This is a genomic window from Streptomyces sp. NPDC006487 (assembly GCF_042870555.1).
Classification (GTDB): Bacteria; Actinomycetota; Actinomycetes; order Streptomycetales; family Streptomycetaceae; genus Streptomyces.
Map to the genome: position 1 here is coordinate 76,240 of NZ_JBIAHN010000004.1, position 16,743 is coordinate 92,982.

Sequence of the window (16,743 nt, forward strand, 5' to 3'; positions counted from 1 at the left end):
GATCACCCGATCCGCTGACCCCCGACATGCGGGAAGGCCCCGCGAGCGTGTGCTCGCGGGGCCTTCCTCTGCTCAACCTGTGGGTACAGGGGCCGACTAGTCGCCCTTGAGGATGGAGATCAGGCGCAGCATCTCCATGTAGATCCACACCAGGGTCATGGTGAGGCCGAAGGCCGCCAGCCAGGACTCCTCGCGGGGGGCGCCGTAGGTCACGCCGTCCTCGACCATCTTGAAGTCCATGGCGAGGAAGGCGGCACCGAGGATGATGCCGATGACACCGAAGAGGATGCCGAGGCCGCCGCTGCGGAAGCCGAGGCCGTCGCCGCCCGCGAAGACGGAGAACAGCAGGTTGACGACCATCAGGAGCATGAAGCCCATGGCTGCGGCCATCACGAAGCCGACGAAGCGCCGGTTCACCCTGATCCAGCGCATCTTGTACGCGATCAGCACGCCGGCGAAGACGCACATCGTGCCCATGACGGCCTGAACGACCGTGCCGGGGCCGGTGTAGGTGCTGACGGCCGAGCTGATCACGCCGAGGAAGACGCCCTCGAACGCCGCGTAGGCCAGGATCAGCGCCGGGACCGGCTTGGCCTTGAACGACTGGATCATCGCGAAGACGAACGCGATGAGCGCGGCGCCGATGGCGATGCCGTACGACTTGTTGATGTTGGCCGAGTCGACCGGAAGAACGATCCAGGAGATCGCCGCCGTCAGGATGACCGTGCCGAGCGTCAGAGCCGTGCGGCTCACGACGTCGTCGATGGTCATCGCGTTGCCGCGGACCGGCGCCTGCGGCATACCCGTGGCCGGGTCGGTCGCATAGGGGTTGGTCGCGTACGGGTTGGTGGCGGTCCCGGCCTGGGCCTGGGGCTGCTGCGTGCCGAAGCCCGCATAAGCACCGTTGTCGCGGCTGAATCCCCGTCGCGAGAAGACCGGGTTGCTGCTCCTCATCTCACTCCTCCATGGCCACCGTGCGCGGCCTTGGAATCAAGAGTAATGCGAACGCAAAGAAATCGCCCTACTGCTGGAGGAGGATCTTTCCCCGCCGGTACGGGCCCGCCGGGCGGGTCGGGCGGGGGTACGCGTGTGCCCCCGCCCTCCACACGTTCCGGCCTGAAACGGAACGTCATCGTGCCCGAAGCCGGACTTGAACCGGCACGACCCGAGGGTCAGCGAGGTTTAAGCTCGCCGTGTCTGCATTCCACCATCCGGGCAGGGCGTAGCGGCCCCGTAGGAAAAGCCTTGAACGCTGCGCCGAGCCTATCCGTAACACTTGCGCCCTCACCTGGGCGTCTCGCCGATGTTGTCTGATTTTATTGGCGCTTGATGCCCCGTCAGGGGACAGAAGCCACGGTCGGCACGTTCCGGGCGTCGATCTTGGCCGCCACGGGATTGACGGGATTTCGATGGCCCGCGCCACCCCGCACGCCACCCCGTGCGCCACCCCCTCGGCCCGGCTCCGTTGCGGCTCCCGTCCCGCCCCCGGTTCCGCCCCCGCCGCGGCCTCCGCTCCGGCCTCCGCCCCGGGCTTCGCCGCCCGCCTCCGGGGCCGCCGGGGCCGCCTGGCTGGCGCACTCCCCGTACGTGCCTCTGGGCCGCCGTCATACCAAAGGAGGAGACGCGGCCCTCCGTGGTCAGACTCCAGTGGACCGGAGAAGGGGCATCACGGCTGATCCGGAGCGGGGGTGGCCGCCGCGACGATGGAAGGGTCCCGCCAGCCGCGGACCGTGAGCCCGGTCCGCCCGCCCCGCCCCTGACAGGAGCAGCCCCCGTGACCACCATGAACTACGCCCCGCACACCACCCAGGCCGTCGCCGCGCGCGCCACCGGCCTCTCCAAGGTGTACGGCCAGGGCGAGACCCAGGTGGTCGCTCTGGACAACGTCTCCGTGGACTTCGCACAGGGCCAGTTCACCGCGATCATGGGCCCCTCCGGCTCCGGCAAGTCCACGCTGATGCACTGCGTCGCCGGCCTGGACACCTTCTCCGCCGGATCCGTCCGCATCGGCGAGACCGAGCTGTCCACCCTGAAGGACAAGCAGCTCACGCAGTTGCGCCGGGACAAGATCGGCTTCATCTTCCAGGCCTTCAACCTGCTGCCGACCCTGACGGCCCTGGAGAACATCACGCTCCCCATGGACATCGCCGGCCGCAAGCCCGACAAGCAGTGGCTGGACTCGGTGATCAACATGGTCGGCCTCTCGGACCGCCTCTCCCACCGCCCCACCCAGCTCTCCGGCGGCCAGCAGCAGCGCGTGGCCGTGGCCCGCGCCCTGGCCTCCCGTCCCGAGATCATCTTCGGTGACGAGCCCACCGGAAACCTCGACTCGCGCTCCGGCGCCGAGGTCCTCGGCTTCCTGCGCAACTCCGTGCGCGAGCTCGGCCAGACCGTCGTCATGGTCACCCACGACCCGGTGGCCGCCTCCTACGCGGACCGCGTCATCTTCCTCGCCGACGGCCGCATCGTCGACGAGATGATCCAGCCCACCGCGGACGGCGTGCTCGACCGCATGAAGGCCTTCGACGCCAAGGGCCGCACCAGCTGAGGGACGCGCCCCCTCGTTGCCCGTCCGTCCCCGCTGACCCCTTAGACCTGGACTCCTCCACCATGTTCCGTACCGCTTTGCGCAACGTGCTCGCGCACAAGGCCCGGCTGCTGATGACGGTACTCGCCGTCGTCCTCGGCGTCGCCTTCGTCTCCGGCACGCTCGTCTTCACCGACACCGTCGGCAAGGCGATGTCGAACCAGTCCGCCAAGAGCTTCGACGGAGTTGCCGTCTCCGTCACCTCCCACGGCCCCTCGCGCAACGACGAGGGCGTCAAGGAGGGCGAGCCGGGCATCAGCCAGCGGTCCCTCGACAAGGTCAAGGCGCTGAGCGGCGTCGACAGCGCCTCCGGCCGCGTCCACGGCTTCGCCGCCGTGGGCGACCAGGACGGAAAGCTGATCGGCAACGGCTGGTCCAACACCGGCGCCAACTTCGTCCCCCTCAAGGACGGCAAGGACCCCCGCTACGCCTTCACCGAGGGCAACGGCCCGGCCGGGGCCGGCGAGATCGCCCTCGACAAGGAGACGGCCAAGCGCGGCAAGTACAAGGTGGGCGACAAGGTCCGGGTGGCCGACAACGGCCCGGCCAAGGAGTACACGCTCGCCGGCGTCTTCACCACCGAGGACGGCGCGGTCAACGCGGGCGGCTCGCTCGTCCTGTTCGACACCCCGACCGCCCAGCGGCTCTACCTGGAGCCCGGCTACTACGACGAGCTCGCGGTCAGCGCCAAGGCCGGCGTCTCCGCCGACAAGCTGCTCACCGAGATCAAGCCGATCGTCGGCAAGGACGTCACGGCGGAGACCGGCGCCCAGCTCGCCGCCAAGCAGGCCAAGGACATCGAGGCCGGCATGGGCAGCATGAACCAGATGCTGCTGACCTTCGCGCTGATCTCGCTCTTCGTCGGCATCTTCCTGATCTACAACACCTTCACCATGCTGGTCGCCCAGCGCACGAAGGAGCTGGCCCTGCTGCGCGCCGTCGGCGCCAACCGCGGCCAGGTCAAGCGCTCGGTCCTGGCCGAGGCCCTGGTCGTCGGCGTGATCTCGTCCGCCATCGGCCTGATCGCCGGCGTCGGGCTCGCCGTCGGCATGCGTTCCGCGATGAACGCCTTCGACGTGAAGATCCCGGCCGGTCCGCTGGTCGTCGCCCCGGCCACCATCGCCGCGGCGATCGGCATCGGCATCGTCGTCACGATGCTCGCCGCCTGGCTGCCCGCGCGCCGTACGGCCAAGATCTCCCCGGTCGCCGCCATGGGCAGCGCCCACCTGCCGGCCTCCGCCAAGTCCCTGGTGCTGCGCAACAGCATCGGCGGCGCCGTCACCCTGCTCGGTCTGCTGGGCATCCTCGGCGGCGCGATGACGGGCAAGGAGGGCAAGATGCTCATCGGCGCCGGCGCCTTCCTCACCATGATCGGCATCATCATCCTGCTGCCGGCCCTCTCCCGTCCGGTCATCGCGGCGGTCCGCCCGCTGCTGGAGAAGGTCTTCGGCGTCGCCGGCAAGCTGGCCGCGCAGAACGCGGTCCGCAACCCGCGCCGCACCGCCGTCACCGCCGCCTCGCTGGCCATCGGCCTGACCCTGGTGACCGCCCTGTCCGTACTCGGCATCACGATGGGCAAGGCCATCGACCGGATGACCACGGACAACCTCAGGGCCGACTACACGGTCTCCATGGGCGAGAGCTTCGGCAGCCTGGACGCCTCCGTGATCCCCGCCCTGGAGAAGGCCCCGGGCGTCACGGCGGTCTCCCCGCAGCAGGCCGGCGACTTCCGGGTCGGGAACGGCGACTCCTACCGCTCCGTCTCCGGGGTCAACCCGGCGACCATCGGCAAGCTCCTCAACTTCGACGTGCTCAGCGGGCAGCTCACCAGCCTCGCCAAGGGCGAGGTGGCGGTCGCCGAGAAGACCGCGAAGGAGGACGGCCTGTCGGTCGGCTCCACCCTGAAGGTCACCTTCGTGGACAACAAGAAGGCGGACCTGAAGGTCGGCGCGGTCTACAAGGACATGGAGGGCATGCTCTCCCCCTACGTGATCGACTCCGGCATCCTCGACAAGCACGGTGACAAGCCGTACCTGCGCGAGGTCCTCGTCAAGATGGACGGCGGTCCCTCGGCCAAGGGCGAGCAGGCCCTCGTCGACGCCCTCGGCAAGAACCCGGCGATCACCTTCGCCACCCAGCAGGACATCCGCAACGAGATGGGCGGCATGATCAACACCGCCCTGAACATCATGTACGGCCTGCTCGCCATGGCGCTGATCATCTCGGTCCTCGGCGTCGTCAACACCCTGGCGATGTCCGTGTACGAGCGGACGCAGGAGATCGGCATGCTGCGGGCCATCGGCCTGGACCGCGGCCGGGTCAAGAACATGATCCGGCTGGAAGCCATCGTGATCTCGCTCTTCGGCGCGGTCATCGGCGTGGCCCTCGGCACCTTCATCGCCTGGGCCGTCGGCGAGACCATCAAGGCCTCGATCCCGAACTACGCCCTGGTGATCCCGTTCGACCGGATCGCGATCTTCATGCTGCTGGCCGGCATCGTCGGAGCCCTGGCGGCCATGTGGCCCGCCCGCAGCGCGGCCCGGCTGAACATGCTGACCGCGATCAAGACGGAGTAGCCGAAGCAGCCGTACGGGCACCTCCGTACGAGCGCCTCCGTACGAAGCCGCAGGGCCCCGCGACATCCCGTCGCGGGGCCCTGCGGCGTTCCCTCACCCGGTACCGGCTACCGCGGCCACTCCCGGGCGCGCAGCGGCATCCCGGAGGCCGACCGGGTCCCGGTGCGCACCGCGAGCACCTGGTTGACCCCGAGCCGGTTGTGCTCGAAGGCGAGCGCCGAGGCGGCCATGTACAGCTGCCAGACCCGGGCCCGCCCGGGCGAGGTCAGCCGTACGGCCTCCTCCCAGTGCTCCTCCAGCCGGGCCACCCAGGCCCGCAGGGTGAGCGCGTAGTGCTCGCGCAGCGCCTCCACGTCGCGGACCTCGAAGCCGGCGCGTTCCAGCTCGCCGACGGTGGTGCCCAGCGGGGACAGCTCCCCGTCGGGGAAGACGTAGGCGTCTATGAACGCGTTGATCCGGTAGGCCTCCTCGTCGGGCTCGGGACGCCGCGCGATCTGGTGGTTCAGCAGCCTCCCGCCCGGCCGCAGCAGTCCGTACAGGCTCCGGGCGTACGTGCGGTAGCGGTCGGCGCCGACGTGTTCGGCCATCCCGATGGAGGAAATGGCGTCGTACGGGCCGTCCTTGACGTCCCGGTAGTCCTGGACCCGGATCTCGACGAGGTCGGCCAGGCCCTCCTCCGCGACCCGCTTGCGGGCGTAGGCGGCCTGTTCGCGCGAGAGCGTGATCCCGGTGACCTTGGCCCCGTACTCCCGGGCCGCGTGCAGGGCCATCGAGCCCCAGCCGCAGCCGACGTCCAGGAGCCGGTCCCCGGGGCCCAGGGCGAGCTTGCGGCAGACCAGGTCCAGCTTGTCCCGCTGGGCGTCCTCCAGGCTCCCGCCGGGGGTCCAGTAGGCGCAGGAGTACACCATCGACGGGCCGAGCACCCGCTCGTAGAAGGTGTTGCCCACGTCGTAGTGGTGGCTGATGGCCCGCCGGTCGCTGCCCCTGCTGTGCCGGGGCTGCCGGGGTCCGCCGCGGCGGACGGCCTCCTCGGGCGGCGGGGCCGGCTTGGTCCACGGCCGCGCCAGGCCCACGAGGCCCCGTACGGCGGCCCGGGCGCGGGGGTCGCGCAGCAGGGCGGCGGGCCCGGTGCCGGTGTGCTCGGCGGCGGCCGGCCCGGGCTCGCGGTCCCGCTCCCAGAGCAGCCCGCCGACCCGGTCCAGCAGCTCGAACAGGTCCCCGTCGGCGGTGAGGTCCCCGGCCACCCAGGCGCGGGCCAGGCCGAGCTCGCCCGGCTTCCACAGGATCCGGCGCAGGGCGCGCCGGTTGTGCAGGACCAGGACGGGTCCGCCGAGCGGGCCGGCCTCGCTGCCGTCCCAGGCCCGGATGCGGACGGGGAGAGGGGCTCCCATCAGGGTTTCGGCTAAAGCGGCCAGCCGCGGCGCGGCGTCGTTCATGCGGGACCCTCCAACAAGCTCCGACAAGTTCCGACAAGTTCCGACCGCACGGCATACCCGGATCCGGTCCCGAATATGCCGAAGGGGCCGCCCGCACCACGGATGGCGGGCGGCCCCTTCGGGACACGCTGGGTCGTACTGGTCGTACTCGTCCTGCTGGTCGTGCTCGTCCTGCCGGCCCTACGGGGTCAGGAGGCCTTGGCCTTCTCGGCCGGGGCCGCGGCGACGGCGGCCGGAGCCGGCTTGGCGGCCTCGTAGAACTCCTCGCGGGGGGTCTCCAGGGCACCGAGGGAGACGACCTCGCGCTTGAGGAACATGCCGAGGGTCCAGTCGGCGAAGACGCGGATCTTGCGGTTCCAGGTCGGCATGGCCATGCCGTGGTAGCCACGGTGCATGTACCAGGCGAGCCGGCCCTTGAGCTTGATCTTCATCTTGCCCATGACGATCATCGCCACGCCCTTGTGGAGGCCGAGGCCCGCCACCGCGCCCTTGTTGGAGTGCGCGTACTCCTTCTGCGGGAAGCCGCGCATCCCGGAGATGACGTTGTCGCCGAGGACCTTGGCCTGGCGCAGCGCGTGCTGGGCGTTCGGCGGGCACCAGGCGTTCTCCACGCCGGCCTTGCGGGCGGCGAGGTCGGGCACCTGGGCGTTGTCGCCGGCGGTCCAGATGTAGTCCGTGCCCTTGACCTGGAGGGTCGGCTCGGCGTCCACGTGGCCGCGGGGGCCCAGCGGCAGGCCGTAGCGGGCCAGCACCGGGTTGGGCTTGACGCCGGCGGTCCACACGAGGGTGTTGGAGTCGACCTCGAGGCCGTTCTTCAGCACCACGTGGCCGTCCACGCAGGAGTCCATGGAGGTGTTCAGGTAGATCTCGATGCCGCGCGACTCGAGGTGCTCCTTGCCCCAGGTGCCGAGCTTGGGCCCGACCTCGGGAAGGATCTTGTCGGCCGCGTCGACCAGGATGAAGCGCATGTCCTCGCGCTTGATGCTGGTGTAGTACTTCGCGGCGTCGCGGGCCATGTCCTCGACCTCGCCGATCGTCTCGGCGCCGGCGAAGCCGCCGCCGACGAAGACGAAGGTGAGGGCCTTGCGGCGGACGTCCTCGTCCGTCGTGGACTCGGCCTTGTCGAGCTGCTCGAGTACGTGGTTGCGCAGGCCGATGCCCTCTTCCACGCCCTTCATGCCGATGCCCTGTTCGGCGAGGCCGGGGATCGGGAAGGTGCGGGAGATGGCGCCGAGCGCGATCACCAGGTAGTCGAAGGGCAGCTCGTACGCCTCGCCGACCAGCGGCGTGACGACGGCGACCTTGCGGTCCTGGTCGATGTTCGTGACCCGGCCGGTGAGAACCTCAGCCTTGGGCAGCACGCGTCGCAGCGGTACGACGACGTGCCGAGGCGAGATGCTGCCTGCGGCCACTTCGGGGAGGAAGGGCTGGTAGGTCATGTACGAGCGCGGGTCGACGACCGTGACGGTCGCCTCGCCGTAGCGCATCTTCTTCATGATGCGCTTGGCTGCGTACAGGCCTACGTACCCACCTCCTACAACGAGGATCCTGGGACGCTCCGTGGTGCTCATGGAACGAGTATCCAGCACCCCAAGGGGTGACGCTCGTGAGCCCCTTCACAAGGACCTGAAGACCCTCTGCTACACTCCGCCGCCCACGTGACCGAGGTCATGGCGCGAAACGGGAACCAGGGTGTAACGGGAGTCGTTGAACACCAGTCCCGACCTGGCCTCCAGGCCCTCAAGCGGAGTAGACCACAGCCTTCGTGGATACCTACCGCCAGAGGCTCGCACGGTCCGCCGATCGCACGAACGCGAGCGAAAAGAAGGCCCGAGGGGCCTCGGACTCGCCCAAAAGGCTCCTCCAGAGCCCTCACGGGCACCTTTTCCTTGTGAAGAACTTCACGAAGTTCATGTGGACGACGGGACCTAAGACCCCCGAGCGGCCCCCCGGGACCGCTTTCGACCCCCGCTGTTGACCCTCGACCTGGTCGAGGGCCCAGGGTTCAGGGCGTGGAGAACGAGATGCGCAGTATCGGCGAGACGGCCCTGGACAGCGGCCTGAGCGTGAGTGCCCTGCGGTTCTACGACGGGGCCGGAGTGCTGGTTCCCGTCCGGGTGGATCCGGCCAGCGGATACCGCTGGTACGGACCCGAGCAGGTCGAGGAGGCCCGGCTGCTGGCACGGCTCCGGCGGACCGGCATGCCCCTGGCGGACATCCGGCTCGTCCTGGCCGGCTGGGCCGGCGCGGACACCGATCTGGTCCGCGGCCTGCTCCGGGCGCACCTGCTCCGGCTCGAACAGGGCCTGTCCGATGCCCGCACCGAGCTCTCCGCGATCCGCGCCCTACTCGACCGCAGGGAGACCCTCATGAGCACGAGCACGAGCACGACCACGAACACGACCGCCCATGCCACCGCCGGCACGACCGCCCGGCTCACCGTTTCCGGGCCCGAGCTGGCCGCCGCGCTGGACGCGGTCCGGTTCGCCGTCGGCTCCGACCCCGCACTGCCGGTGCTCGGCGGCATCCTCTTCGACATCGAGGGCGGGGCGCTGCGCGTCGTGGCCACCGACCGGTACCGCCTGGCCGTCGCCCGCGCCGGGGCGGCCGGACACTCCGGACCCCGCCTCCAGCTCCTCGTACCCGCCCCTCTCGCGGACGCGATGCGGGCGCTGCTGAGCGAGGACGCCCCGGTCCTGCTCGCCGTCGACGGCGACCGCGTGGCCCTGGAGACGGAGTCGGCGGACCGCCAGGCGGCCGGCCGCTGCCTGGACCACGAGTTCCCCGACTACCGCCGCCTGGTCAGCCTGCCCGCGGGGCGCCGCGTCCCCGTCGACGTACCCGCCTTCCGCAAGGCACTGGAAAACGGCCCCGTCCGCCCGGCCGAGCGCGAGCAGGACGGCGCGACCGGCGACGTCAGCGTGCTCAGGGTGACCGGCGAGGGCACGGTGTCCCTCGGCGCCGACGGCGACGACGACCCGGCCGACGTCGGCCTGAACCGCGCGTTCCTGCTGGACGCGCTCGCCGCCGGGGCCCGGGACCGGCTGATCCTGGAGCTCGGCGCTCCCAAGGCCCCCGTGGCGATCCGCCGCCCCGACGACGAGGAGTCCTTCTCGCTCCTGATGCCGGTCCGGCTGGAGGGGTGACCGTCCGGACGTGACGGTGCCCCCGGCGGGATCCGCCGGGGGCACCGTCACGTGCGCTCGTACCGGCCGCCAGGCGATGGACCCGGCGATGCCGTCCGGCATTACCGGTGAACCCACACCCGTGTACGCGACACCCGGCAGGTGTACACGTTCGCGCGTACACTCGCTGTCATGAGTGATGAGAACGCCGTGACCGTGCGCGAAGCCCGCGCCCATCTTGCGGACCACATCAACCGTGCCGAGCAGGGCGCCCCGACCATCATCACGCGGAACGGCGCTCCGGTGGCCGCCCTCGTCCCCATCGCGGACTTCAACGCGCTCGAAGAGGCGGCGGACGAGCTGCTCGCACGCGAGGCGGAGGCGGTACTCGCCGAGGGCGGATCGACCGTGACGATGGCCGAGCTGCTGGCCGACCTGTTCAGCGAACGGGGTGACGGCGCGGCGTGAAGTACGCCTTCCGGTTCACGACCGCGGCGCAACGGCAGCTCCGGGCGATCGACAGGCCGGCAGCCATGCGGATCCTCGCCGCCCTGACCGCGCTGGGGGACGACCCGTACCGCGAGGACGCCGACATCAAGAAGCTCACCGGCCCCTCCGGCCTGTACCGGCTCCGCGTCGGCAGCTACCGGATCGCCTACCAAGTCCTGGACGGCGAGCTCGTCATCCTCGTCGTCAAGCTGGGCGACCGCCGCGACATCTACCGCAACATCTGACTCCAAGTCCGACGGCGGCGCTCCGGTCGACTGACCGGAGCGCCGCCGTTCGGCCTTTCCGCGGGTCAGGAGCGCTGCTTGTCCGTCTCGACCTCTTCTGCGGTCTTCCAGGCGATGCCGTCGAGGATGTCGTGCTCCGAGACAAGGACCTCCGCGGCGCCGATCCGCTCCATGATCGCCAGCAGGACCAGGGCGCCCGCGCCGATCACGTCGACCCGGCCCGGGTGCATCACCGGGATGGCCGCGCGCTCGGCGTGCGTCAGCGTCAGCATCCGCTCGCTGATCTCGCGGACCGTCTCGTACGGGATCCGGGAGTGGTGGATCCGCGCCGAGTCGTACGCCTCCAGGCCCAGCGCGATCGCGGCGACCGTGGTCACCGAACCGGCCAGGCCCACCAGGGTGCGCGCCTCGGCCAGCGGGACGGTCTCGGCGGCCAGGTCCAGCGCCGCCTCGATGTCGGCCCGTATCGCGGCCACCTGCTCCCCGGTCGGCGGGTCCGTGACGACCCCGTCCACCGTCAGGTGGCGCTCGGTCATCCGGACGCAGCCCACGTCGACGGAGCGGGCCGCCCGGACGTGGTCGGTGCCGACCACGAACTCCGTGGAGCCGCCGCCGATGTCCACTACCAGGAAGGGGCGCTCCAGGTCCGTGCGGCCGGTCAGCTCGCCGGTGGCGCCGGTGAAGGAGAACTCGGCCTCCTGGTCGCCGCTGATCACCTCGGGCTCCACACCCAGGATGTCCAGGACTCCCCGGACGAACTCGTCGCGGTTCTCCGCGTCCCGGGAGGCCGAGGTCGCCACGAAGCGGATCCGCTCCGCGCCGAGCTCCTTGATGACCGCCGCGTACTCGCGGCAGGCCGCGAAGGTGCGCTCCAGGGCCTCCGGGGCCAGCCGGCCCGTCTTGTCGACGCCCTGGCCGAGCCGGACGACGATCATCCGCCGGTCCAGCTCGGTCAGCTCGCCGGTGGCGCGGTCGAGGTCGGCGACGAGGAGCCGGATGGAGTTCGTACCGCAGTCGACGGCCGCGACCCGGGTCACGCGCCCGCCTCCGCCGCCGCGTTCTCGTCGGCCTTCTTCTCGTCGGCCTTCTTCTCGCCGCACGGGGTGACGCAGGCGCCCTTGGCCCACCACTCGGGCAGCATCGCCAGGGCCTCGTCGCCGAACGGGTTCACGCCCGGGCCCGCGGCCAGGGAGTGGCCGACCAGCACGTGCAGGCACTTGACCCGGTCCGGCATGCCGCCGGCGCTCGGGAAGCCCTGGAGCACCTCGATGGCGTCGCGGCGGGTGATGTAGTCCTCGTGGGCGGCCCGGTAGGCCGCGGCCAGCTCCGGGTCCACGGCGAGGCGGGCCTGCATCTCCTTCATCACGCCGTTGGCCTCCAGCGTGCCGATCGCACCGGCGGCCCGCGGGCAGGTCAGGTAGTACAGCGTCGGGAAGGGAGTGCCGTCGGGGAGCCGCGGGGCGGTCTCCACCACGTCCGGCTGTCCGCAGGGGCAGCGGTGCGCGATGGCGCGCAGCCCGCGCGGGGGGCGTCCGAGCTGCTGTTCGAACGCCTCGATGTCGGCGGCGGTCGGCTCGGTCCGGTCGGTCTGGGGCGGGGGCGTCTGCATGCCTGGAGGAAGTCTTTTCGTTCTCGTGGATGGGTGGGACTCAGTCGCCCGGGCGGTCGGCCTTGTCGACGCCGTCCCAGACGTTGGAGTACCAGGGCCGGTCGGTGGCGGCCTGTCCGCCGCGGCGCTGCTCGGCGCCGCCGGCACCGGGGTCGGTCATGATGTAGCTGATCTCCCCCGGCCGGACGAAGTGCAGGTGCTTGCGCGCCTGCTGCTCGGCGTACGCGTTGTCCTGCCAGCGGGCCTTCTCGTCGCGCAGACGTTCCAGCCGGTCCCGCGCGGCGACGGCGTCCTTCTGCTGCTTCGCGATCTCCGAGCGCTGGGACACGTACTGGCGCATCGGATACGCGAGGGCGACGACCAGGGTACAGAGGACGAGGACGAGCAGGGCGGCCCGGCCGGTGAGCCGGCTGCGGCGTACCTGACGGCGGGACTGCGAGCGGTACACGTGCGCCGCGGTCCGCTCACCGAGCTGCTTGAGCCTGGTCGCGGTCGAGAACGTGGCGAACCGGTCCCGGTTCCCGGCCATTGATCCGCCTCCCCTATATGCGCACGACGCACTACGTCCCCGCACACGGTACGGGACCGAGTGCGGGGACGTAGGGAGGCTTGCGCCCTAAAGGACTGATCAGCCCTTGAAGCGCGGGAACGCGCTGCGGCCCGCGTACACGGCCGCGTCGTCGAGGATCTCCTCGATGCGCAGGAGCTGGTTGTACTTGGCGACACGGTCCGAGCGGGCCGGGGCGCCGGTCTTGATCTGGCCGCAGTTCACGGCGACCGCGAGGTCGGCGATGGTGACGTCCTCGGTCTCACCGGAGCGGTGCGACATCATGCACTTGAAACCGTTGCGCTGGGCCATCTCGACGGCGTCCAGGGTCTCGGTCAGCGAGCCGATCTGGTTCACCTTGACGAGCAGGGCGTTCGCCGAGCCCTCTTCGATGCCGCGGGCGAGACGCTCGGGGTTGGTGACGAAGAGGTCGTCGCCGACGATCTGGACCTTGGCGCCCAGCTTGTCGGTGAGGGTCTTCCAGCCCGACCAGTCGTCTTCGTACAGCGGGTCCTCGATGGACACGAGCGGGTACGCGGAGACGAGCTCCTCGTAGTACTCGGTCATCTCGGCGGCCGAGCGGGACTGGCCCTCGAACTCGTACTTGCCGTCCTTGTAGAACTCGGACGCGGCGACGTCGAGCGCGAGCGCGATGTCCTTGCCCGGGACGTAGCCGGCCTGCTTGATGGCCTCGACGATGAGGTCGAGCGCGGCGCGGTTCGACTCCAGGTTCGGCGCGAAGCCGCCCTCGTCGCCCAGACCGGTGGAGAGGCCCTTGGTGTGCAGGACCTTCTTGAGGGTGTGGTAGACCTCGGCGCCCCAGCGAAGGGCCTCGGAGAAGGACTCCGCGCCGATCGGGGCGATCATGAACTCCTGGATGTCGACGTTGGAGTCGGCGTGCGACCCACCGTTCAGGATGTTCATCATCGGAACGGGCAGCAGGTGCGCGTTCGGACCGCCGAGGTAGCGGAAGAGCGGCAGGTCCGAGGCCTCGGACGCGGCGTGCGCGACGGCGAGGGAGACGCCGAGGATGGCGTTGGCGCCGAGGGAGCCCTTGTTCTCGGTGGCGTCCAGGTCGATCATCGCCTGGTCGATCAGGCGCTGCTCGGTGGCGTCGTAGCCGACGAGCTCCGGGCCGAGCTGCTCGATGACGGCGAGGACGGCCTTCTCTACGCCCTTGCCCATGTAGCGGTTGGGGTCACCGTCACGGAGCTCTACGGCTTCGAACGCTCCGGTGGAGGCGCCGGACGGGACTGCAGCACGGCCGGTGCTGCCATCGTCGAGGCCCACCTCGACCTCGACCGTGGGATTGCCTCGGGAGTCCAGGATTTCCCGGGCTACGACGACGTCGATGGACGGCACGAGCATCTCCTTCTGGGATGTGACGCTGGGTGTGCGGTGGCATGTCAGGCCGTGGGATGGCCTTGCCGCTTAGAGCCTAACCGCCTGCGGGCACTCGGCCAGCCGACCGCCCGGGTCCTGGGACGAAAAAGGGCCTGAATGCCCCTCTTACAGGACATAGGACCCTTGATCATCGGCATTTCGGAGGCCCCGTCAGACCGAAGGCATCCGCACACAGCACCGCCCGGCGCGAAGGGGGTTGCGCGCCGGGCGGTGGAATCATGCGGTGGAACTACTGCGTGTCGCGAAAGCGGACACGACCGTTCTCGCAGGTTTCAGCCGGGGTTCAGCTTCGGCTTCGGCCCGCGCCTCGGGTCCCGCTTCAGCTCCTGCTTCAGCTGAGCTTGAGCTTCTGACCCGGGAAGATCAGGTTGGCGTCCGTGACGATGTCCTTGTTGAGCTCGAAGAGCTTCTCCCAGCCACCGGCCACGTTGTTCGCGTCGGCGATCGCACCCAGCGTGTCGCCGGACTTGACCGCGTAGGAGCCGTTGCCCGTCTTGGGGGCCTCGGTCTTCGCGGCCGGACGCTCGGAGCGGGTGGTCGGAGCCTCGACGCGCTTGGTCTCCTGCTTCGGCGCGGCCTTCTCCTGCTTCGGCGCGGGCTTCGGCTGCGTCTTCGGCTTGGCGGGGGTCTGGGTCGAGCCGCCCGTGTAGGAGGAGTTCGACAGGCCCACGCCACAGGACGGCCAGGCGCCCTTGCCCTGGCCCTTGAGGACCTTCTCGGCGATGGCTATCTGCTGCGACTTGGAGGCCTGGTTGGCCTGCGCGGCGTACGCCTTGCCGCCGTACGCGGCCCACGTGGAGGACGAGAACTGCAGGCCGCCGTAGTAGCCGTTGCCCGTGTTGATGGACCAGTTGCCGCCGGACTCGCACGAGGCGACGCGGTCCCACTCGGAAGCGGTCGCGGCCGAGGCGGTGCCCGCGGCCATCAGCGGCGCGGCCACGGCGACACCGGCGACACCGGCGAGCGTGACGATGCGGACGGCCTTGGAACCGCGACGGTGCTTGCCCTTGCCCGAAAGCAGCATGGAGTTCTCCTCACCGACGCCTACGAGGTGAGCTGTCGGGTTCGGGCGAGTGAGTGCCCGGCCGAGCGACCTAGCGCTTGGCTTAACCCCTAGCCGGCGATGTGACCGTCTCTCAACGGCCGCTACCGGCGCCTACCTTGGTTCCCCCGCTCCTGCCTTCGGCGCTTTACGCGACGAGTGTTCCCTCCGTCCGCCGGCAGGATTCGGCGATGCGGTCGAAGGAGCCCGCGGTGGCGAGCGATTCAGAAGGTAGACAGGTCTCCCCCCGATGTTCAACGAGCGACATCGGGGGGAAACAGTGCCTACTTGCGCTCCCCGGAAGGGCGTTTGCGCAGGTGAGGGCGGGGTTTGCGGAACCCTCCGGGCCGGACACGCCAGTTGACCTGAAGAGACACATGTCTCACTTACAGAAAACGGACAATCAGCTGGTTCCGGGCGCTTCAAGTGTCCTTATTGATGCGTTAGATCCAGGTTCTGGCCGGGCTTGATCAGGTCCGCATCGCCGCCGATGACCTGCTCGTTGGCCTCGTAGAGACCCTTCCAGCCACCCTTCACCCCGTTGGCGTCCGCGATCTCGATCAGGCTGTCGCCCTCCTTCACGGTGTACGTCGGGTCCGACGCGGCGTCAGGCACGGCGGGCGTCTCGACGGCGGCCGGGCCGCGGTGCTTGCCGCCGCCCTCGCTCGCACCGGAGGCCGCCGGAGCGGTCGGGGAGGCGGACTCGCCGGGCGCGGCCGGAGTCGTCGGGGCCGTGGGATCAACCGGGTTGACCGGAAGTGTCGGGTTCGCCGGATTCCCCGGGTTCGCCGGATTCGCCGAGTTCCCCGGGGCGGACGGAGTCACCGGAGCCGTCGGGTCCACCGGCTGCGTCGGCCCCACCGGCAGGGTCGGGTCCACGGACGGCGGTGTGGGAGTGGTGGGGTTCACCGGAGTGGTGGGGTCCGTCGGGGCGGTGGGGTCCGCGGGGCTCGTGGGAGCCGTCGGGTCGCCCGGGAGGCCGGGAGGCGGCGTCTCCAGCTCCGGCAGCGGCATGACGGGCAGTTCGCCCGGCACGCCGATCGGATAGTCGGGCAGCACCGAGGCCGACGGGGTCGGACCCTTCTGCGTCGGGGCTCCGAAGTCCGTGGACTGCTTGCCCGAGCCGGTGTGGGGCACGGAGGCGTCCGGGCGGGACGGAGCCGGGGCGGCGGATCCGGAACCGCCGGGCAGGCCCGGGTCCACCTCGGCGGCGGGCGCGTCCTGCGTCAGACCGGCCTGCACCCCGCACAGCGGCCATGCCTGGGGGCCCTGGGAAGCCAGGACCCGTTCGGCCACGGCGATCTGCTGGGAGCGGCTGGCGAGGTCGGCGCGCTCGGCGAAGTCCAGTCCGCCGGCGCTCTTCCACTGCTCCTGGCTGAACTGCAGCCCGCCGTACGTGCCACCGCCGAAGTTGGCGCTCCACGTACCGCCGCTCTCGCACTCGGCGACCTTGTCCCATGTGGAGGTCTCCGCGGCGCTCGCGCCCGTGGCGGCGAGCAGGGGCAAGGCGAGTGCGGTGCCGGTGACTCCGGCGGTGACGACAAGTGCGGGCACTTGTCGGGGGCGTCTGTGGCGGCCGTTCCCGGAACGCATGAGGCTGCACCTTTCGCATAACGGCGGGGTAACGGCAGAACCTAGCGGCCTTCGAACGCCAGTCACAAGTTTGGGCAGCCAACTGACTTC

The 16,743-nt window shown here is 70.3% G+C and carries 14 protein-coding genes, 1 tRNA gene and 1 riboswitch; of the genes, 5 read left to right on the forward strand and 10 right to left on the reverse strand.

Annotated features, from left to right (window positions below; all coding sequences use genetic code 11):
• Window positions 1-96: 96 nt before the first annotated feature.
• Both ACFYM0_RS07850 and ACFYM0_RS07855 read right to left on the reverse strand, forming a co-directional pair.
• Window positions 97-954 carry a Bax inhibitor-1/YccA family protein gene (locus ACFYM0_RS07850; protein WP_388497879.1) on the reverse strand — a complete coding sequence of 286 codons (858 nt, stop codon included), beginning with the start codon at window positions 952-954 and terminating at the stop codon, window positions 97-99.
• 181 nt (window positions 955-1,135) lie between these two features.
• Window positions 1,136-1,217 (reverse strand) — tRNA-Leu (locus ACFYM0_RS07855).
• A gap of 566 nt (window positions 1,218-1,783) precedes the next feature.
• On the opposite strand from ACFYM0_RS07855, the gene ACFYM0_RS07860 reads away from it, so the two are divergent.
• Entirely contained in the window at window positions 1,784-2,548 is a 765-nt protein-coding gene (locus tag ACFYM0_RS07860; RefSeq protein WP_388498486.1) for an ABC transporter ATP-binding protein, read from the forward strand.
• 62 nt (window positions 2,549-2,610) lie between these two features.
• The gene (locus ACFYM0_RS07865) at window positions 2,611-5,163 is read left to right on the forward strand and encodes an ABC transporter permease (RefSeq protein ID WP_388497881.1); all 2,553 of its coding nucleotides are present in this window, start codon (window positions 2,611-2,613) and stop codon (window positions 5,161-5,163) included.
• Between the two features lie 107 nt (window positions 5,164-5,270).
• On the opposite strand, the gene ACFYM0_RS07870 is transcribed toward ACFYM0_RS07865, so the two are convergent.
• Window positions 5,271-6,599 carry a class I SAM-dependent methyltransferase gene (locus ACFYM0_RS07870; RefSeq protein ID WP_388497884.1) on the reverse strand — a complete coding sequence of 443 codons (1,329 nt, stop codon included), beginning with the start codon at window positions 6,597-6,599 and terminating at the stop codon, window positions 5,271-5,273.
• 188 nt (window positions 6,600-6,787) lie between these two features.
• Window positions 6,788-8,170 (reverse strand): NAD(P)/FAD-dependent oxidoreductase, encoded by a 1,383-nt coding sequence (locus ACFYM0_RS07875; protein WP_388497885.1) that lies wholly within the window; start codon window positions 8,168-8,170, stop codon window positions 6,788-6,790.
• A 453-nt stretch (window positions 8,171-8,623) separates the two neighbouring features.
• Here ACFYM0_RS07875 and ACFYM0_RS07880 point away from each other — a divergent pair, with 453 nt between their 5' ends.
• The 3 genes from ACFYM0_RS07880 to ACFYM0_RS07890 all read left to right on the forward strand — a co-directional run bounded on the left by ACFYM0_RS07880 (window position 8,624) and on the right by ACFYM0_RS07890 (window position 10,458).
• Window positions 8,624-9,745 carry a MerR family transcriptional regulator gene (locus ACFYM0_RS07880; RefSeq protein ID WP_388497888.1) on the forward strand — a complete coding sequence of 374 codons (1,122 nt, stop codon included), beginning with the start codon at window positions 8,624-8,626 and terminating at the stop codon, window positions 9,743-9,745.
• 171 nt (window positions 9,746-9,916) lie between these two features.
• Window positions 9,917-10,192: a type II toxin-antitoxin system Phd/YefM family antitoxin gene (locus ACFYM0_RS07885; RefSeq protein WP_031150838.1), complete on the forward strand. Its 276-nt coding sequence runs from the start codon at window positions 9,917-9,919 to the stop codon at window positions 10,190-10,192.
• Window positions 10,189-10,458, forward strand: a complete 270-nt coding sequence (locus tag ACFYM0_RS07890) for a type II toxin-antitoxin system RelE/ParE family toxin (RefSeq protein ID WP_388497890.1) — start codon at window positions 10,189-10,191, stop codon at window positions 10,456-10,458. The genes ACFYM0_RS07885 and ACFYM0_RS07890 overlap by 4 nt, the downstream gene beginning before the upstream one ends.
• A gap of 65 nt (window positions 10,459-10,523) precedes the next feature.
• Here ACFYM0_RS07890 and ACFYM0_RS07895 read toward each other — a convergent pair whose 3' ends face one another.
• From ACFYM0_RS07895 to ACFYM0_RS07920, 6 genes are all read right to left on the reverse strand, one after another.
• Window positions 10,524-11,495 carry an exopolyphosphatase gene (locus tag ACFYM0_RS07895; protein WP_388497892.1) on the reverse strand — a complete coding sequence of 324 codons (972 nt, stop codon included), beginning with the start codon at window positions 11,493-11,495 and terminating at the stop codon, window positions 10,524-10,526.
• The gene (locus ACFYM0_RS07900; RefSeq protein WP_388497894.1) at window positions 11,492-12,067 is read right to left on the reverse strand and encodes a DUF501 domain-containing protein; all 576 of its coding nucleotides are present in this window, start codon (window positions 12,065-12,067) and stop codon (window positions 11,492-11,494) included. Before ACFYM0_RS07900 ends, ACFYM0_RS07895 begins: the two co-directional genes overlap by 4 nt.
• Window positions 12,068-12,107: 40 nt before the next feature.
• Window positions 12,108-12,596, reverse strand: a complete 489-nt coding sequence (locus ACFYM0_RS07905; protein ID WP_385378850.1) for a septum formation initiator family protein — start codon at window positions 12,594-12,596, stop codon at window positions 12,108-12,110.
• A 99-nt stretch (window positions 12,597-12,695) separates the two neighbouring features.
• Window positions 12,696-13,982, reverse strand: a complete 1,287-nt coding sequence (gene eno, locus ACFYM0_RS07910; protein ID WP_266908150.1) for a phosphopyruvate hydratase — start codon at window positions 13,980-13,982, stop codon at window positions 12,696-12,698.
• 367 nt (window positions 13,983-14,349) lie between these two features.
• Window positions 14,350-15,042 carry a transglycosylase family protein gene (locus ACFYM0_RS07915; protein ID WP_388497896.1) on the reverse strand — a complete coding sequence of 231 codons (693 nt, stop codon included), beginning with the start codon at window positions 15,040-15,042 and terminating at the stop codon, window positions 14,350-14,352.
• A 2-nt stretch (window positions 15,043-15,044) separates the two neighbouring features.
• A riboswitch (cyclic di-AMP (ydaO/yuaA leader) is annotated at window positions 15,045-15,216 on the reverse strand.
• A gap of 276 nt (window positions 15,217-15,492) precedes the next feature.
• On the reverse strand, window positions 15,493-16,653 hold the full coding sequence (locus tag ACFYM0_RS07920; RefSeq protein ID WP_388497898.1) for a transglycosylase family protein: 1,161 nt from the start codon (window positions 16,651-16,653) through the stop codon (window positions 15,493-15,495).
• Window positions 16,654-16,743: the final 90 nt, after the last annotated feature.

Coding starts and splice junctions, on each gene's coding strand:
- ACFYM0_RS07870 (WP_388497884.1), bottom strand. CDS start 6,599: ATGAACGACGCCGCGCCGCGGCTGGCCGCTTTAGCCGAAACCCTGATG.
- ACFYM0_RS07850 (WP_388497879.1), bottom strand. CDS start 954: ATGAGGAGCAGCAACCCGGTCTTCTCGCGACGGGGATTCAGCCGCGAC.
- ACFYM0_RS07880 (WP_388497888.1), top strand. CDS start 8,624: ATGCGCAGTATCGGCGAGACGGCCCTGGACAGCGGCCTGAGCGTGAGT.
- ACFYM0_RS07860 (WP_388498486.1), top strand. CDS start 1,784: ATGAACTACGCCCCGCACACCACCCAGGCCGTCGCCGCGCGCGCCACC.
- ACFYM0_RS07900 (WP_388497894.1), bottom strand. CDS start 12,067: ATGCAGACGCCCCCGCCCCAGACCGACCGGACCGAGCCGACCGCCGCC.
- ACFYM0_RS07905 (WP_385378850.1), bottom strand. CDS start 12,596: ATGGCCGGGAACCGGGACCGGTTCGCCACGTTCTCGACCGCGACCAGG.
- eno (WP_266908150.1), bottom strand. CDS start 13,982: ATGCTCGTGCCGTCCATCGACGTCGTCGTAGCCCGGGAAATCCTGGAC.
- ACFYM0_RS07865 (WP_388497881.1), top strand. CDS start 2,611: ATGTTCCGTACCGCTTTGCGCAACGTGCTCGCGCACAAGGCCCGGCTG.
- ACFYM0_RS07920 (WP_388497898.1), bottom strand. CDS start 16,653: ATGCGTTCCGGGAACGGCCGCCACAGACGCCCCCGACAAGTGCCCGCA.
- ACFYM0_RS07885 (WP_031150838.1), top strand. CDS start 9,917: ATGAGTGATGAGAACGCCGTGACCGTGCGCGAAGCCCGCGCCCATCTT.
- ACFYM0_RS07915 (WP_388497896.1), bottom strand. CDS start 15,042: ATGCTGCTTTCGGGCAAGGGCAAGCACCGTCGCGGTTCCAAGGCCGTC.
- ACFYM0_RS07875 (WP_388497885.1), bottom strand. CDS start 8,170: ATGAGCACCACGGAGCGTCCCAGGATCCTCGTTGTAGGAGGTGGGTAC.